General features: G+C 62.4%; 13 protein-coding genes and 1 tRNA gene. 1 reads left to right on the forward strand and 13 read right to left on the reverse strand.

Annotated features, from left to right (window positions below; all coding sequences use genetic code 11):
* Window positions 1-143: 143 nt before the first annotated feature.
* Complete coding sequence (locus FJ964_RS01935; protein ID WP_140548667.1) at window positions 144-1070, forward strand: Gfo/Idh/MocA family oxidoreductase; 927 nt, start codon at window positions 144-146, stop codon at window positions 1068-1070.
* Between the two features lie 47 nt (window positions 1071-1117).
* Here the strand turns inward: FJ964_RS01935 and FJ964_RS01940 are convergent, their stop codons facing one another.
* The 13 genes from FJ964_RS01940 to tuf form a co-directional block, all read right to left on the reverse strand.
* Window positions 1118-1783 (reverse strand): O-methyltransferase, encoded by a 666-nt coding sequence (locus tag FJ964_RS01940; protein WP_140548669.1) that lies wholly within the window; start codon window positions 1781-1783, stop codon window positions 1118-1120.
* Window positions 1784-1868: 85 nt separating this feature from the next.
* On the reverse strand, window positions 1869-6065 hold the full coding sequence (rpoC, locus tag FJ964_RS01945) for a DNA-directed RNA polymerase subunit beta' (RefSeq protein ID WP_140501630.1): 4197 nt from the start codon (window positions 6063-6065) through the stop codon (window positions 1869-1871).
* Window positions 6066-6202: 137 nt separating this feature from the next.
* A complete protein-coding gene (gene rpoB, locus FJ964_RS01950; RefSeq protein ID WP_140501628.1) occupies window positions 6203-10339 on the reverse strand; it encodes a DNA-directed RNA polymerase subunit beta in 4137 nt (1378 codons plus the stop codon).
* 267 nt (window positions 10340-10606) lie between these two features.
* Window positions 10607-10984, reverse strand: coding sequence for a 50S ribosomal protein L7/L12 (rplL, locus tag FJ964_RS01955; RefSeq protein WP_027146630.1), 378 nt, complete (start codon window positions 10982-10984; stop codon window positions 10607-10609).
* A gap of 54 nt (window positions 10985-11038) precedes the next feature.
* Window positions 11039-11557 carry a 50S ribosomal protein L10 gene (gene rplJ / locus FJ964_RS01960; protein WP_140515456.1) on the reverse strand — a complete coding sequence of 173 codons (519 nt, stop codon included), beginning with the start codon at window positions 11555-11557 and terminating at the stop codon, window positions 11039-11041.
* A gap of 408 nt (window positions 11558-11965) precedes the next feature.
* A complete protein-coding gene (gene rplA, locus FJ964_RS01965; RefSeq protein ID WP_140548671.1) occupies window positions 11966-12664 on the reverse strand; it encodes a 50S ribosomal protein L1 in 699 nt (232 codons plus the stop codon).
* 4 nt (window positions 12665-12668) lie between these two features.
* Window positions 12669-13097 (reverse strand): 50S ribosomal protein L11, encoded by a 429-nt coding sequence (gene rplK, locus FJ964_RS01970; protein ID WP_140501622.1) that lies wholly within the window; start codon window positions 13095-13097, stop codon window positions 12669-12671.
* A 175-nt stretch (window positions 13098-13272) separates the two neighbouring features.
* A complete protein-coding gene (gene nusG, locus FJ964_RS01975; protein WP_140501620.1) occupies window positions 13273-13800 on the reverse strand; it encodes a transcription termination/antitermination protein NusG in 528 nt (175 codons plus the stop codon).
* Window positions 13801-13827: 27 nt separating this feature from the next.
* The gene (secE, locus tag FJ964_RS01980) at window positions 13828-14031 is read right to left on the reverse strand and encodes a preprotein translocase subunit SecE (RefSeq protein WP_013531408.1); all 204 of its coding nucleotides are present in this window, start codon (window positions 14029-14031) and stop codon (window positions 13828-13830) included.
* A 453-nt stretch (window positions 14032-14484) separates the two neighbouring features.
* Entirely contained in the window at window positions 14485-15243 is a 759-nt protein-coding gene (locus tag FJ964_RS01985) for a hypothetical protein (protein ID WP_140548673.1), read from the reverse strand.
* 247 nt (window positions 15244-15490) lie between these two features.
* A tRNA-Trp gene (locus FJ964_RS01990) sits at window positions 15491-15566 on the reverse strand.
* A 212-nt stretch (window positions 15567-15778) separates the two neighbouring features.
* Window positions 15779-16261, reverse strand: a complete 483-nt coding sequence (locus FJ964_RS01995) for a group II truncated hemoglobin (RefSeq protein ID WP_140548675.1) — start codon at window positions 16259-16261, stop codon at window positions 15779-15781.
* 207 nt (window positions 16262-16468) lie between these two features.
* Window positions 16469-17644 carry an elongation factor Tu gene (tuf, locus tag FJ964_RS02000; protein ID WP_140515452.1) on the reverse strand — a complete coding sequence of 392 codons (1176 nt, stop codon included), beginning with the start codon at window positions 17642-17644 and terminating at the stop codon, window positions 16469-16471.
* Between the last annotated feature and the right edge of the window lie 247 nt (window positions 17645-17891).

The raw sequence follows: 17891 nt of genomic DNA on the forward strand, positions 1-17891 counted from the left end.
TCGAATCGGCGCTGAAGCCCTCCACCGGTGAGAGGCCGGCGTTGCGGTTCCAGCAACGCCGGAGTTGACCTTTCGACTTCGGCTTGCCCGGGGCAAGTGTTCTGATAAGAAGCGCTCACCATCATCCAACAGACGGAGCGGCCGTGTCCCAGCCCATCAAGATAGGCATTGTCGGTGTCGGCAAGATCGTGCGCGACCAGCACCTTCCGGCGCTCGCCAAGGACCGGGACTACCGGCTGATCGCAGCGGCCAGTCGCCACGGCAAGGTGGACGGCATCGCAAATTTTCCCGATATCGAGACGATGCTCAGTGCGATGCCGGAGCTTGAGGCGGTGTCGCTCTGCATGCCGCCACAATTCCGCTACGACGCGGCGCGCACCGCGCTCGAGGCGAAGAAGCACGTGTTCCTGGAAAAGCCGCCCGGCGCCACGGTCAGCGAGGTCGAGGACCTGAAGGTGCTGGCGACGAAACAGGGCGTTTCGCTGTTCGCCAGCTGGCATTCGCGCTATGCGCCGGCGGTGGAAGCGGCGCGGACATTCTTGGCCTCGACGAAGATCAGATCAGCGGCAATCGTCTGGAAGGAAGATGTGCGCCGCTGGCACCCGAACCAGGACTGGATCTGGCAGCCTGGCGGCTTCGGCGTCTTCGATCCCGGCATCAACGCGCTGTCGATCGCGACCTACATCCTGCCCGCCATGTACATCACCTCGGCCGCGCTCGACTTCCCGGAGAACCGCGACGCGCCGATCGCAGCCCAGGTTGCCTTCCGCGCGGCGAACGGTTCGGCGGTGACGATGGATCTCGACTGGCTCCAGACCGGACCGCAGAGCTGGGACATTCTCGTCGACACGGATGCCGGCAAGATGGTGCTTTCGGGCGGCGGCTCGAAACTCGCCGTCGACGGCCGCGTCGTCCATGAAGAACCGGAAGCGGAATATCCGATGCTCTACAGGCGTTTCGCCGAAATCGTGCGCGCCGGTATCTCCGATGTCGACCTGGCACCGCTCCAGCATGTCGCCGACGCCTTCATGCTCGGCAAGCGCAATGTGGTCGAGGCGTTCTTCGATTGAAAAGGCGGCCGTCGCCCGATCTCGGAGCCGGCCGCCATCGCAACAACTCAATCGACAATCGCTATGGCAAACCCGTCATAGCCCTTGGCACCGACGGTCTGGATCGCGGTGCCGTCCAGGCGCTTGTCGCCGCCGATGAAGGCGAACACCGCGCGTGCACCTTCGACGTTGGCGTCGTTGCCATCCTCATCGAGCACCGCGCCGTCACGGATGACGTTGTCGCAGACGATGACCGTCCCCGAGCGCGACAGCCGCATGGCCCAGGAGAGATAGTTGGGGTTGTTCGGCTTGTCGGCGTCGATGAAAACGAGGTCGAACGGCCCGGCATTCTGGGCACCCAGCGCAGCGAGCGATTGCAGCGCCGGCCCGACCCGCAGATCGACCCGTTCGGAAACCCCTGCCCGCTCGAAATTCGAACGCGCGACCTTGGCGTGGTGCGGATCGAGTTCGAGCGTCACGATCTTGCCGCCGGCCGGCAATCCCCGCGCCATCCAGATGGTGGAATAACCGCCCAGCGTACCAATCTCGAGCACCTTTTTCGCACTGCTGATGCGCACCAGCAGCGAGAGCAGCTTTCCTTGCGCCGCCGAGACGTCGATCGCCGGCAGGCCATGGTCGCGGTTGGCCGCCAGGACCGCATCGAGAACGGGATCCGCCTCGAAGAGCGAGGAAACGATGTAGTTGTCGACAGCCGTCCAGGTTTTCGTGTTCATCTGCCTTCCTCTCTCGTTCGTTGAAACGAAAAAGCCGCCGGGTTGCCCCGGCGGCCTTGTTGCCTGAGATTTCTTGCCGCCGCGCTTATTGCGCGGCGGTTGTCATGTCCGCCAGCATCGGCTCGGCGACTTCGACACCGGAGGCCTTGCGGCGCTCGTCGATGATCAGTTCGTCGCGCGAGGTGGCGATGCGGCGGATCTGGCTCATCGTGCCGCCGGTACCGGCCGGGATCAGCCGGCCGACGATGACGTTTTCCTTCAGGCCCTGCAGCATGTCGGTCTTGCCGGCAACCGCGGCTTCCGTCAGCACCCTGGTCGTCTCCTGGAAGGAGGCGGCCGAGATGAAGGACGGCGTCTGCAGCGAGGCCTTGGTGATGCCGAGCAGCACCGGCTGGCCTTCGGCCGGCTTCTTGCCGTCCTCGATCAGGCGCTCGTTGACCTCTTCCAGTTCGATCACGTCGACGTGGTCGCCCGGAATATAGGTCGAGTCGCCCTGCGTGGTGATCTCGACCTTCTGCAGCATCTGGCGAACGATCACCTCGATGTGCTTGTCGTTGATCGACACGCCCTGCAGCCGGTAGACCTCCTGGATCTCGTTGACGAGGTAAGACGCAAGCGCCTCCACGCCCTTGATCGCCAGGATGTCGTGCGGCGCCGGATTGCCGTCGAGGATATAGTCGCCCTTCTCGATGACGTCGCCGTCCTGGAGATGGAACGGCTTGCCCTTCGGGATCAGGTATTCGACCGGCTCAAGCGTCGAGTCATGCGGCTCGATGATGATGCGGCGCTTGTTCTTGTAGTCGCGGCCGAAGCGGATCGTGCCATCGATCTCTGCGATGATGGCGTGATCCTTCGGACGACGAGCCTCGAACAGCTCGGCAACACGCGGCAGACCGCCGGTGATGTCCTTGGTCTTGGCGCTTTCCATCGGGATACGCGCCAGGACGTCGCCGGGGCGAACCTGAGCACCCGGCTCGACCGAGAGAATGGCCTCGACCGAGAGCAGGAAGCGGGCATCGCCGCCCTTCGACAGCTTGCCGACCTTGCCCTTGGCGTCCTGAACCACGATCGCCGGCTTCAGGTCGTTGCCGCGCGGCGTCGAACGCCAGTCGATGACCTCGCGCTTGGTGATGCCGGTCGACTCGTCGGCCGTTTCCTGGACGGAAATGCCGTCGACCAGATCCTCGAACGCCACCTTGCCCTCGATTTCGGTGAGGATCGGGCGGGTGTAAGGATCCCACTCGGCGATGCGCTGGCCGCGCTTCACCTTGTCGCCATCGTCCACGAAGATGCGCGAACCATAGGTGACGCGGTGCGTTGCGCGCTCCTTGCCGGCCTCGTCGAGGATCAGCACCGCCATGTTGCGGCCCATGACCATCTGCTGGCCGTCCGAGTTGCGCACCACGTTGCGGTTGCGGATCTCGACCTTGCCCTCATAGGAGGCTTCAAGGAACGAGCTATCCACCACCTGCGCCGTACCGCCCATGTGGAAGGTACGCATGGTGAGCTGGGTGCCCGGCTCGCCGATCGACTGCGCCGCGATGACGCCGACGGCCTCGCCCTGGTTGACCGGGGTGCCCCGGGCCAGATCGCGTCCATAGCAGACCGCGCAGACGCCGACCCTGACTTCGCAAGTCAGCGCCGAGCGGATGCGGACCGACTGCACGCCGGCCTTTTCGATCTGCTCCACGTCGCGCTCGTCCATCAGCGTTCCGGCCTTGACCAGCAATTCGCCGGTCACCGGATGGTTGATGTCGTCGAGCGCGGTGCGGCCCAGCACGCGCTGGCCGACCGAAGCGACGACCTGACCGGCATCGACGATCGGCTGCATGGTGAGGCCCTTGTCGGTGCCGCAATCCACGGAGTTGACGATGCAGTCCTGCGCCACGTCGACCAGACGACGGGTGAGGTAGCCCGAGTTCGCCGTCTTCAAGGCGGTGTCTGCCAGGCCCTTGCGGGCGCCGTGGGTCGAGTTGAAGTACTCGAGCACGGTCAGGCCTTCCTTGAAGTTCGAGATGATCGGCGTCTCGATGATTTCACCCGACGGCTTGGCCATCAGGCCGCGCATGCCGGCGAGCTGGCGCATCTGGGTGGGCGAGCCGCGCGCACCGGAGTGCGACATCATGTAGATCGAGTTCATCGGCTTCTGACGGCCATTGTCCTCGAACTCGACCGCCTTGATGCGGGCCATCATTTCGTCGGCGACCTTTTCCGAGCACTTGGCCCAGGCGTCGACGACCTTGTTGTACTTCTCGCCCTGCGTGATCAGGCCGTCATTGTACTGCTGCTCGTATTCCTTGGCCAAGGCCTCGGTGTCCGACACGAGCTTGATCTTGGTGTCCGGAATCAGCATGTCGTCCTTGCCGAACGAAATGCCGGCGCGGCAGGCATGAGCGAAACCGAGCGCCATGATGCGATCGCAGAAAATGACCGTCTCCTTCTGACCGCAATGGCGGTAGACGGTGTCGATCATCTTGGAGATGTTCTTCTTGGTCATCTCCTGGTTGGCGGTCTCGTAAGGCACGTTGACGTTCTTCGGCAGAAGCTCGCCGATGATCATGCGGCCAGGCGTGGTGTCGTAAATCTTCGACACGACCTTGCCCTCGGCGTCGACCGAGCGGAAGCGGCCCTTGATCTTGGCGTGCAGGGTCACCGCCTTGGTCTCGAGCGCGTGCTGGAGTTCGCCCATGTCGGCAAACACCATGCCCTCGCCCGGCTCGTTCTGGTTGACGATCGAGAGATAGTAGAGACCCAGAACCATATCCTGCGACGGCACGATGATCGGCGCGCCGGAAGCCGGGTGCAGGATGTTGTTGGTCGACATCATCAGCACGCGGGCTTCCAACTGCGCTTCCAGCGACAGCGGCACGTGAACCGCCATCTGGTCGCCGTCGAAGTCGGCGTTGAAGGCCGTGCAGACCAGCGGATGCAGCTGGATCGCCTTGCCTTCGATCAGGATCGGCTCGAACGCCTGGATGCCGAGGCGGTGCAGCGTCGGCGCGCGATTCAAGAGCACCGGATGCTCGCGGATGACCTCGTCGAGGATATCCCAGACTTCCGGACGCTCCTTCTCGACCAGCTTCTTGGCCTGCTTGACGGTCGAGGAGTAACCCTTCGCGTCGAGGCGGGCGTAGATGAAGGGCTTGAACAATTCGAGCGCCATCTTCTTGGGCAGGCCGCACTGGTGCAGCTTGAGCTCCGGACCGGTGACGATGACCGAACGGCCGGAATAGTCGACGCGCTTGCCGAGCAGGTTCTGGCGGAACCGGCCCTGCTTGCCCTTGAGCATGTCCGACAGCGACTTCAGCGGACGCTTGTTGGCGCCGGTGATGACGCGGCCGCGGCGGCCGTTGTCGAACAGCGCGTCCACAGCTTCCTGCAGCATGCGCTTTTCATTGCGCACGATGATGCCGGGGGCACGCAGCTCGATCAGCCGCTTCAGACGGTTGTTGCGGTTGATGACGCGGCGATAGAGGTCGTTGAGGTCCGACGTCGCGAACCGTCCGCCGTCCAGCGGGACGAGCGGGCGCAGGTCCGGCGGGATCACCGGAACCACCTTCATGATCATCCATTCCGGACGGTTGCCGGACTCCATGAAGTTCTCGACGACCTTGAGCCGCTTCAGATACTTCTTCTGCTTCAGCTCGGACGTGGTCGAAGCCAGCTCCGAACGCAGGTCGCCGGCGATCTTCTCCAGGTCCATGCCGGCCAGAAGGTCATGAATGGCCTCGGCGCCGATCATGGCGGTGAAGCTATCCTCGCCATATTCGTCGACGGCGATCATGTACTCTTCCTCGCTGAGCAGCTGGTGCTCCTTCAGCGCGGTGAGGCCGGGTTCGGTGACGATGTAGTTCTCGAAGTAGAGGACGCGCTCGATGTCCTTCAAGGTCATGTCGAGCAGCGTGCCGATGCGCGAGGGCAGCGACTTCAGGAACCAGATATGGGCGACGGGCGCCGCCAGCTCGATATGGCCCATGCGCTCGCGGCGAACGCGCGACAGCGTGACTTCGACGCCGCACTTTTCGCAGATGACGCCCTTGTACTTCATGCGCTTGTACTTGCCGCACAGGCATTCGTAGTCCTTGATCGGCCCAAAAATGCGCGCGCAGAACAGACCGTCACGCTCCGGCTTGAAGGTGCGGTAGTTGATGGTCTCCGGCTTCTTGATCTCGCCGAACGACCAGGACAGAATCTTCTCAGGGCTGGCAAGCGATATCCGGATGGAATCGAACACCTGCGCCGGCGCCTGGGGATTGAAGAGATTCATGACCTCTTGGTTCATGCCGTTCTCCTTTCGGGGTCCTCGAAAACCCCTTGCATCTGATGCGGGGCGAATGCCCGCTGAGTGGTCGGCCCACCGGCCGAAGAATTTGGTGCACCCGGTCGCGGAAGAGCCTCTCCCGCGACCGGGTGTCTTGTTTATTCCGCTGCGTCGGGCAGCCGAACCGGGGCTTCGTCGAGCTTGGTGTTCTCCAATTCGACGTTGAGGCCGAGCGACCGCATCTCCTTGACGAGAACGTTGAAGCTCTCGGGGATGCCGGCCTCGAAGGTGTCGTCACCGCGGACGATCGCCTCGTAGACCTTGGTGCGGCCGGCGACGTCGTCCGACTTCACCGTCAGCATTTCCTGCAGCGTGTAGGCGGCGCCGTAGGCTTCCAGTGCCCAGACCTCCATTTCGCCGAAGCGCTGGCCGCCGAACTGCGCCTTGCCGCCCAGCGGCTGCTGGGTGACGAGCGAGTACGGACCGATCGAGCGCGCGTGGATCTTGTCGTCCACGAGGTGGTGAAGCTTGAGCATGTAGATGTAGCCCATCGTCACCTTGCGATCGAACGGCTCGCCGGTGCGTCCGTCATAGAGCTGCGACTGACCGCTGGTGTGCAGGCCCGCCTGCTCCAGCATGACGTTGATGTCGGCCTCGTGCGCGCCGTCGAACACCGGGGTCGCGATCGAGACGCCGCGGCGCATCTGCTCGCTCAGGCGAACGATGCTCTCGTCGTCATACTCGCGGACCGGCTCGTTGCGGTCGTTGGCGGGCATGAAGCTCTCCAGCGTCTTGCGCAGCGGCTTGATGTCGCCGGCAGACTTGTAGGCGTCGATCATCTCGCCGATCTTCCTGCCCATTCCGGCGCAAGCCCAGCCCAGATGCGTTTCCAGGATCTGGCCGACATTCATGCGGCTCGGCACACCCAGCGGGTTGAGCACGATATCGGCATGCGTGCCGTCCTCGAGGAAAGGCATGTCCTCGACCGGAACGATGCGCGACACGACACCCTTGTTGCCGTGACGGCCGGCCATCTTGTCGCCCGGCTGCATCTTGCGCTTCACCGCCACGAAGACCTTGACCATCTTCATGACGCCCGGAGGCATTTCGTCGCCGCGCTGCACCTTCTCGACCTTGTCCATGAAGCGCTGTTCGAGCGCCTTCTTGGAATCGTCGTACTGGCCGCGCAGGGCTTCCAGTTCGCTCTGGAGCTTTTCGTTCTCCACGGCGAACTGCCACCACTGCGAACGCGGATACTCGTCGAGCGTGTCTTTCGACAGCGTCGAGCCCTTCTTGAAGCCCTTCGGTCCGGCGATCGCTTCCTTGCCGACGAGCACGTCGGAAAGGCGCGCGTAGACGTTGCGATCCAGGATCGCCTGCTCGTCGTCACGGTCCTTGGCGAGGCGTTCGATCTCCTCGCGCTCGATCGCCATGGCGCGCTCGTCCTTCTCCACACCGTGGCGATTGAACACGCGCACCTCGACGACGGTGCCGAAGGTGCCCGGAGGCATGCGCATCGAGGTGTCGCGCACATCGGATGCCTTTTCGCCGAAGATGGCGCGCAGAAGCTTTTCTTCCGGCGTCATCGGGCTTTCGCCCTTCGGCGTGATCTTGCCGACCAGGATATCGCCCGGCTGAACTTCGGCACCGATATAGACGATGCCGGCTTCATCGAGGTTCTTCAGCGCTTCTTCCGAGACGTTCGGAATGTCGCGCGTGATTTCCTCCGGTCCGAGCTTGGTGTCGCGCGCCATGACCTCGAACTCCTCGATGTGGATCGAGGTGAAGACGTCGTCGGCGACGATGCGCTCGGACAGGAGGATCGAGTCCTCGTAGTTGTAGCCGTTCCACGGCATGAACGCGACCAGCACGTTGCGGCCGAGAGCCAGATCGCCGAGCTCGGTCGAAGGACCGTCCGCGATGATGTCGCCCTTGTTGACCCGGTCGCCCATGCGCACCAGCGGACGCTGGTTGATGCAGGTGTTCTGGTTCGAACGCTGGAACTTCATCAGCCGGTAGATGTCGACGCCGGACTTGCCCGGATCGAGGTCTTCCGTTGCGCGGATGACGATACGCGTCGCGTCCACCTGGTCGACGATGCCGCCGCGGCGGGCGCCGATGGCGGCGCCCGAGTCACGGGCGACGATCGGCTCCATGCCGGTGCCGACGAACGGCGCTTCGGCGCGCACCAGCGGCACGGCCTGGCGCTGCATGTTCGAGCCCATCAGCGCGCGGTTGGCGTCGTCGTTCTCAAGGAACGGGATCAGGGCCGCGGCCACCGACACCATCTGCTTGGGCGAAACGTCCATCAGGTCGACGTTTTCACGCGGCGCCATCATCACTTCGCCGGCACTGCGGCAAATGACGAATTCGTCGACAAAGCGACCATCCTTGTCGAGCTCGGCATTGGCCTGCGCGACATGGTGCTTGGCCTCTTCCATCGCCGACAGATAGACGACGTCATTGGTCAGCTTGCCGTCGACGATCTTGCGGTACGGGCTCTCGATGAAGCCGTACTTGTTGACGCGCGCGAAGGTGGCGAGCGAGTTGATCAGGCCGATATTCGGGCCTTCCGGCGTCTCGATCGGGCAGATGCGGCCGTAATGCGTCGGGTGCACGTCGCGCACCTCGAAGCCGGCCCGCTCGCGGGTCAGACCGCCCGGTCCAAGCGCGGAGAGACGGCGCTTGTGGGTGATCTCCGATAGCGGGTTGGTCTGGTCCATGAACTGCGACAGCTGCGAGGAACCGAAGAACTCGCGCACGGCGGCAGCCGCCGGCTTGGCGTTGATCAGGTCCTGCGGCATGACCGTGTCGATCTCGATCGAGGACATACGCTCCTTGATCGCGCGCTCCATGCGCAGCAGGCCGACGCGGTACTGGTTTTCCATCAGTTCGCCGACCGAACGCACGCGGCGATTGCCGAGATTGTCGATGTCGTCGATCTCACCCTTGCCGTCACGCAGTTCGACCAGCGTCTTGACCACGGCCAGGATGTCGTCCTTGCGCAGTACGCGGACGGTGTCCTCGGCCTTGAGTTCGAGGCGCATGTTCATCTTGACGCGGCCGACGGCGGACAGGTCGTAGCGCTCGCTGTCGAAGAACAGCGAATTGAACATGGCTTCGGCGGTTTCGAGCGTCGGCGGCTCGCCCGGGCGCATGACACGGTAGATGTCGAACAGCGCGTCCTGGCGGCTCTCGTTCTTGTCGACGGCGAGCGTGTTGCGGATGTAGGCGCCGACATTGACGTGGTCGATGTCGAGGATCTGGATCTCGTCCTCGCCCGTGCCGAGCAGCACCTTCAGCGTCTTGTCGTCGATCTCGTCGCCGGCTTCGAGGAAGATCTCGCCGGTGGCGTAGTTGACGATGTCCTCGGCGAGATAGTTGCCAAGCAGGTCCTCGTCGGTCGCCTTGATCGCCTTCAGGCCCTTTTCGCCGAGCTGGCGAGCCTGGCGGGCGGTGATCTTCTTGCCGGCCTCGACAACAACCTCACCCGTATCGGCGTCGACCAGGTCGCCGACGGCCTTCAAGCCGCGGAAACGATCGACGTTGAACGGAATGCGCCAGTGATCGCCGGCGCGCTTGTAGGTGATCTTGTTGTAGAAGGTCGACAGGATCTCTTCGCCGTCCATGCCGAGCGCCATCAGCAGCGACGTCACCGGAATCTTGCGGCGACGGTCGATGCGGGCGTGCACGACGTCCTTGGAATCGAACTCGATGTCGAGCCACGAACCGCGATAGGGGATGACGCGCGCGGCAAACAGGAGCTTGCCCGACGAGTGCGACTTTCCCTTGTCATGGTCGAAGAAGACGCCCGGCGAGCGGTGCATCTGCGAGACGATGACGCGTTCGGTGCCGTTGACGATGAAGGTGCCGTTCGAGGTCATGAGCGGCATGTCGCCCATGTAGACGTCCTGCTCCTTGATGTCCTTGATCGACTTCGCGCCGGTATCCTCGTCGATATCGAATACGATCAGGCGCAGCGTCACCTTCAGCGGCGCGGCATAGGTGAGGTCGCGCTGACGGCATTCGTCAACGTCGAATTTCGGTCCTTCGAACTCGTACTTCACGAACTCCAGCATCGAGGAGCCGGAAAAATCGGAGATCGGGAAGACCGACTTGAAAACAGCCTGCAGTCCCTCGTCCGGACGTCCACCCTTGGGCTCGTCCACCATCAGGAACTGGTCATAGGATGCCTTCTGAACCTCGATGAGGTTCGGCATCTCCGCAACTTCCGGGATCTTTCCGAAGAACTTGCGTACGCGTCTGCGGCCATTGAAAGTCTGGGTCTGGGCCATCGTCGCTCCTTAGCTCTAAACTCGGGGCGAGCCTCGCCGCGGCTCGCCTTGCATCCGAACCGCCTGGGCAGCGGCTCTCTGTCTGTTCTCCGGCCCCATTACCAAACTACTTGGCGGCGGCCGGCTAAAACGGGAGAAAACCCGTTTCCTGAGGGCCGGTTTTCGGCCCTCAGGAAAGAGGTTTTCGTACATCTCGCGCTACGCAGCCTCCCCAGGGTCACCCGAGGGAGTGGCGGACGGCGCGAGGCCGTCCGCCGCTTGTTACGCTTACTTCAGCTCGACCTTGGCGCCGGCTGCTTCCAGCTGGGCCTTGAACTTGTCGGCGTCGGCCTTGGAAACGGCTTCCTTGACCGGCTTCGGAGCCGCTTCGACCAGGTCCTTGGCTTCCTTGAGGCCAAGGCCGGTGATGGCGCGGACTTCCTTGATGACGTTGATCTTCTGGGCGCCGGCGTCGGTGAGGACGACGTCGAATTCCGTCTTTTCCTCGACCGGAGCAGCGGCGGCGGCAGCGCCGCCGGCAGCGGCAACCGCCACCGGAGCAGCAGCCGAAACGCCCCACTTTTCTTCCAGAAGCTTCGACAGCTCAGCCGCCTCGAGGACGGTCAGCTTCGAAAGGTCGTCTACGATCTTTGCGAGATCAGCCATTGTTGTATTCCTTCATAAGGTTCGAACGTGTGTTTGTGATAGCGAGGAACGGCCTCATGCCGCCTCGTCCTTCCGGGCGTAAGCGCCGATGACACGCGCGACCGAAGCCGCGGGCGCATTGACGATCTGGGCGATCCGGGTTGCCGGCGTGGCGATCATGCCAACCAGCCTGGCGCGCAGCTCGTCGAGCGACGGAAGTGTGGCGAGTGCCTTCACACCGTCGGCGTTGAGCGAGGTGGTGCCCATTGCGCCGCCGAGGATGACCAGCTTGTCATTCCCCTTGGCGAAATCGGACGCGACCTTCGGCGCCGCAATCGGATCCTCCGAATAGGCGACCAGCGTCTGTCCCTTGAACAGATCGATGATCGATGCGGAGTCCGTGCCCTGAAGAGCGATTTTGGCGAGACGGTTCTTCGCGACTTTAACGGTGCCACCGGCAGCGCGCATTTTCGACCGGAGGTCGTTCATTTGCGCGACGGTGATACCGGCATAGTGGGCCACGACCACTGAACCCGCGTTCGAGAACGCATCGTTCAGGCCCGTGACGAGTTCGCGTTTTTCCGCTCTGTCCACTGCCTATCTCCAGTTGACCCCCATCCTGCTAACGGGAACATTCCCATTCACGAGGACAGGCGTCGGGTTGCCTTTTGCCGGCCGGGCCATCCAGTAACGGATCTCCCGAACAGCGCTCGAGGATCCTGCCCCCTTTCGCCACATCGCCGGCAAGCCGGACGATGCGCAGACAAAAGGCAAACACGGTTCGAACCTTTCATTGGAGCACTTGCTCCGTTGTCAGGTCTTCACCCGTCTCATGCAGGCCCACATGAATTAAGGCCCCCCTTTTCAATAAAGGCCGGGCCGCCTGCAATCTCGGACAGGATGTCCGGAAGCCTTTCGGCTCCCGGTACCGGGCCCAGAACGATCCGGGCCCGGAATTCACTTGCGGATCGACCTTTCAGCGGCCGATCCAGATCGTCTTAATCAGGACGCTGCGAGCGTCGAGACATCGAGCTTGAGGCCCGGGCCCATCGTCGAGGTGACCGACACCTTCTTGACGTAGTTGCCCTTGGCGCCAGCAGGCTTTGCCTTGGTCACCGCATCGGCGAAGGCGCGGATGTTTTCTTCCAGCGCCTTGACGTCGAACGAGACCTTGCCGACGCCGGCGTGAACGATGCCGGCCTTCTCGACGCGGAACTCCACAGCGCCGCCCTTCGATGCCTTGACGGCGGCCGCGACGTCGGTGGTGACGGTACCGACCTTCGGGTTCGGCATCATGCCGCGCGGGCCGAGCACCTTGCCCAGACGGCCGACGAGCGGCATCATGTCCGGCGTGGCGATGCAGCGATCGAAATCGATCGTGCCCTTCTGGACGATGTCGACCAGGTCCTCCGCGCCGACGATGTCGGCGCCGGCGGCCTTGGCTTCCTCGGCCTTGTCGCCACGGGCGAACACGGCGACGCGGACTGAGCGGCCGGTGCCGTTCGGCAGGTTGACCACGCCGCGGACCATCTGGTCGGCATGACGGGGATCAACGCCGAGATTCATCGCGACTTCGATCGTCTCATCGAACTTGACCGTGGAGCGATCCTTGAGCAGCTTCAGCGCGTCACCCAAGGTATAAGCCTTGTTGGGATCGATGCCTTCGCGGGTCTTCGATACACGCTTTGCAATCTTTGCCATGATCTCAGCCCACCACTTCCAGACCCATCGAGCGGGCGGAGCCCTCGACCATGCGCATGGCCGCCTCGACGTCGTTTGCGTTCAGATCCTTCATCTTCTGCTCGGCGATGGCGCGGACCTTGTCGCGGCCGATCGTGCCCGCCTTGACCTTGCCCGGCTCCTTCGAGCCCGACTTCAGGTTCGCGGCCTTCTTCAGGAAGTAGCTCACCGGCGGCGTCTTCATGACGAAGGTGAACGACTTGTCCTGGTAGTAGGTGATGACGACCGGAATCGGCGATCCCTTTTCCATTTCCTGGGTCTGCGCGTTGAACGCCTTGCAGAACTCCATGATGTTGATGCCGCGCTGACCAAGCGCCGGGCCGATCGGGGGCGACGGCGTAGCCGAGCCCGCGGCAACCTGGAGCTTGAGCTGGCCTGCAATTTTCTTAGCCATCTCTATTCCTGCCTTTGTCTATGCCGATCCCACCATCTGGGAAAGCACCGGCTGTTGCAGTCTGGTGGTGCGGTTCCTGCGGCCGGCTAAAGCCGCATTCGCCTCCCACCGTTCTCAGGCCGCGCGTTGCCGCGCCGCCTCCCCTGACCACCGGAACGGCGCCAGGGATTTCGGATCAGCCTTTTTCGACTTGTCCGAATTCCAGATCGACAGGCACGGCGCGCCCGAAGATCGAAACTTCCACCTTGAGCCGCGCCCGCTCCTCGTCCACTTCCTGGACGAAACCGTTGAAGGACGCGAAGGGGCCATCCGAAACGCGGATCGCCTCGCCGATCTCGAAAGTAACCGAGGGCTTCGGCCGCTCGACGCCTTCCTGCACCTGGTTCAGGATGCGCTGCGCCTCGGCCTCGGTGATCGGCACCGGTTTGGAGTCGCCCAGGAAGCCGGTGACCTTCGGCGTGTTCTTGACTAGCGAGAACACGGCGTCGGTCAAGTTGGCCTTCAGGAGCACATAGCCCGGAAAGAACTTGCGCTCGGCGTCGACCTTGCGGCCGCGACGAACCTCGACGACCTTCTCGGTCGGCACGACGATCTGCTCGATATCGGCGGACAAGCCCTTCTGCTTGGCCTTGTTCTCGATGTCCTCGGCGACCTTCTTCTCAAAGTTCGAATAGGCGTGGACGATGTACCAGCGCGTAGTCATTTCACGACTTCTCCGTAATCGCCGGACTTAGCGTCCAATGCCCAGAATCTGTTCGACCGCGAGGCCCATGAGCTGATCGGCGGTGAAGAAAAAGATCATCGCGATCACAGCGAAGGCCAGAACCATCACCGTCGAGATCATCGTTTCGCGCCGCGATGGCCAAGTCACCTTGGCGGTCTCCGCGCGAACCTGCTGGAGAAAGACGAAAGGATTTGTGGTTTTCGAAGCCATATGCCGCTCTGTCTTCAAGACCCGTTGGCCGGGTCTCCTGGATGATCCCGCTGGCCGGGACGTGCCGCCTGGGTCCATTTTCGCGCCGAATCAGCGCAATCATTTCGCCCATGCAAATCAGACGCGTAAAGCCGGCTTCCCAGCTCCACGCGTCGCGTGTCTGTTTCGTCTACATAAAACCGATTCTTGATCCACGCAAGTGGCAAGTGTCCGCTTTATGACCAAACGCCGCCTCGGAACCATCCAGTCGTTCCGTCCCGGCTATGGCGCCCTTATGCCTCAATCGACCTAATATGGCAAGCCGGTCGCCGATTTTCAAATGACGTGCAACATTTTGTGTGACCAAAATCGAGCTTTTCTGCCGAGCGGCGTCAGTCCGCGCACCGACCGAACTCGGGAAGACCTTGCGACCGGCCGCCGGCTGCGATCTTGAGCACCGAGTGAAAAACGGTCTCAAGTTCGAAGCCAGTTCCCCACCAGCAAAGCGACCACTAGCAAAGCCATCAGCCGTCCTAGGCCTACAAGCTGGCAACTGCGCCTCCAAGCCTCGGAAATCTCTTTCAGGTCCGCTTGCATGGGATCGGAGGGATAGCTCATCCCCTGCGATCCGAACCAATAATGACACAGGAAGATGAAGCGGTAGGGCTTGTAGAGCGGCCGGTGCATTGCGAATTCAAGGATCTTGGCCCCGTAGCTCAAGCTTGGGTATGCAAAGCGGATATAATGGGTCTCGAAGACTTCAAACGCCGAAGGCTGCTTGTGCAGTTCCCGGACGCTAACGATGTAGCGCCGCGACTGTTCGAAAACGTTCATCGTCAAGCTGCGCTGGGAGACATACAGGTATCGCTCCGAAACGAGCCCGTGCATGATGTCCGCTGCCGCGAATTCAAAATAGACGAGCGCTTCCCGGATATCCTTCTGCAAATTCTGCTGAGCTGCATCTGCTTGAAGCTCACCATAGGTCGGAAATGGGGTCCGGTTCTGCAAGTAAGGATTAGAGAGCCTTCTCAGGATCGGATAGACCGGATGGGAATCGGCAAGCAGGTACTTGTTGGCCTTTTCCCGCCGAAACGCATTCGTGGCCTGACGGGCCGAGATGTACCAACCGAGGATCACCAGAATGCCCGTGAGAAGGACAGCGTAGCCGTCTGGGATCTGCGTGATCGATGTATTCTTCCCAAGCCCGATTAGGTAGCCGAGAAACTCGCCCATAACGAAAAGCCCCCAGGGGATCCCCAGGGGCTTCTTATCGCATCTGCACGCGGAATTAAATAATGATGATGTCTCTCATGTGGAGAATCCTCCGAGCACGTTCCTTACTGACTTACGTAAGCTATCATATGCAAGCGGACCAGTGAACAAAAAATGAACAATACCTAAATTCGTATCCAGGCAAGGCTACTTTCGGGCTCCGCGCCACGCAAGGCGTTTTCTAGGTACCTATTCCCCTGAGGGAAAATGGCACGGGCAGCAGGGCTCGAACCTACGACCTGCGGTTTTGGAGACCGCCGCTCTACCAACTGAGCTATGCCCGTACACGTGCGCCTCGGCGCAGCAGGGGCTTCCTAAAAGCTTCCGCGCGCTCTGTAAAGAGCGGTTTGCAAGCAAACGCGCCTTCATCCCCTTTACCGGAAATCGGGATGGCCGCCGGCCAGCCCGCCGTCGTCGATCTCCGGTTTCACGCAGGAGTGCGTCGGCATGCCATTCGCGGAGATCTTGCCTGCCGGCCGGTGTATCCGTTGGCCGGCTATTTGGTGTCCGGGACCCGGTACGGCCCGCCAGGCACGCCCCAGCCCCAGGCCGGCATCGGCTCGGTCTCCGGATCGCACGTTTCGCCGAGATTGGAGTTCATCTTGGCGAGCCGCGATCCCCATTCGACATAGCCCATGAAGGCGGAACGGAACTCCGGGTCGTCAGGCAGGCCGACCGCATCGGCGGCATCGGCCAGCAGACTGATCCAGCGGCGGCGCTGCTCTTCCGTCAAATGCTTGCCCAGGTGATGCATCACCATCTCGCGGTGGCCGCCGAATTTTTCGCTGTAGGTTTTCGGGCCGCCGAAAACCTCGCCGATAAAGGCCGCGACATGGGCGGGGTGGTCGGGCGACATATGCTTGAACACCGGCCCGACGACCGGATCCCGCGCCACCTTGTCATAGAAGGTCTGCGTCAGCCGGTTCAGCGCTTCGCTGCCGCCGGCCCATTCATACAGTGTCGGAACATCCTGGCTCATACTTGACCTCCGCCCAGCGCCGCCTGCAGCGACGATAGCGGAAAAATCGAGCAAGCCTCAACCTGCCTCGATGGCCAGTTCGATGACGCGGCTACCGTTCGACTGCGTGTCGGCCCCGGCATGCCAATGGCTGATCTTCGGTCGCCAACAAAAAAGGGCGGCCCGAGGACCGCCCTTCCTTCTCGATCCGGCTGATGCCGGTGTCGACTATTCCTTGATGGTGACGACGATGCCGGCACCGACGGTGCGGCCGCCTTCACGGATGGCGAAGCGCAGCTTCTCTTCCATGGCGATCGGCACGATCAGCTCGACGTCGACCGTGATGTTGTCGCCGGGCATCACCATCTCGGTGCCGGCCGGCAGCGACACGATGCCGGTCACGTCCGTCGTGCGGAAGTAGAACTGCGGACGGTAGTTGGTGAAGAACGGCGTGTGACGGCCACCCTCGTCCTTGGTCAGGATGTAGGCTTCGGCCACGAACTTCTTGTGCGGCTTCACCGAACCGGGCTTGGCCAGAACCTGGCCGCGCTCGACACCTTCACGGTCGACGCCGCGCAGCAGCGCGCCGATGTTGTCGCCGGCCTGGCCCTGGTCGAGCAGCTTGCGGAACATCTCAACGCCCGTGCAGGTCGTCTTGGTGGTCGGACGGATGCCGATGATCTCCAGCTCCTCGCCGACCTTGACCACGCCGCGCTCGACGCGCCCGGTCACAACCGTGCCGCGGCCCGAGATCGAGAACACGTCCTCGATCGGCATCAGGAACGGCTTGTCAAGCGGACGAACCGGCGTCGGGATGTAGGCGTCGACCTGAGCCATCAGCTCGCGGATCGCGTCCTCGCCGATCTTCTTGTCCGAATCTTCCAAAGCCGCCAGCGCCGAACCCTTGACGATCGGAATGTCGTCGCCGGGGAACTCGTTCTTGGTCAGCAATTCGCGAACCTCGAGCTCGACCAGCTCAAGCAGCTCGGCGTCGTCGACCTGGTCGACCTTGTTCAAGAACACCACGATCGACGGCACACCGACCTGGCGGGCCAGAAGGATGTGCTCGCGGGTCTGCGGCATCGGGCCGTCAGCAGCCGACACGACCAGGATCGCGCCGTCCATCTGCGCGGCACCGGTGATCATGTTCTTCACATAGTCGGCGTGGCCGGGGCAGTCGACGTGGGCGTAGTGGCGGTTCTCCGTCTCGTACTCAACGTGAGCCGTCGAAATGGTGATGCCGCGCGCCTTCTCTTCCGGCGCCGCGTCAATCTGGTCATAGCGCTTGTATTCGCCAAAATACTTGGTGATCGCTGCCGTCAAAGACGTCTTGCCATGATCAACGTGGCCAATCGTGCCGATGTTCACATGCGGCTTGGTGCGCTCGAATTTACCTTTTGCCATAGTCTCTTTCCTTGGACGGCCTGGACCTTCAGTTCAGTCGAATGCGGGGCGATTAGCGACAAAGGCCAAAAAACACAAGCGTCTTTTGCCCGGGCGCCGTCTCACTCGGTCCGAACCCGTGATCCGATTGCGGGGATATGGCGCTGATATAGGAACGTGTCGCGCGAAATGGAATGGGCCCATGCCCTGCGCAAGGACGCCGGCATTGCGCGCGCCGCTCGTCGGTTGCTGTCGGATTGGTCGCCGC

Origin of the sequence: Mesorhizobium sp. B2-3-2 (assembly GCF_006442295.1) — a bacterium.
Taxonomy (GTDB): domain Bacteria; phylum Pseudomonadota; class Alphaproteobacteria; order Rhizobiales; family Rhizobiaceae; genus Mesorhizobium.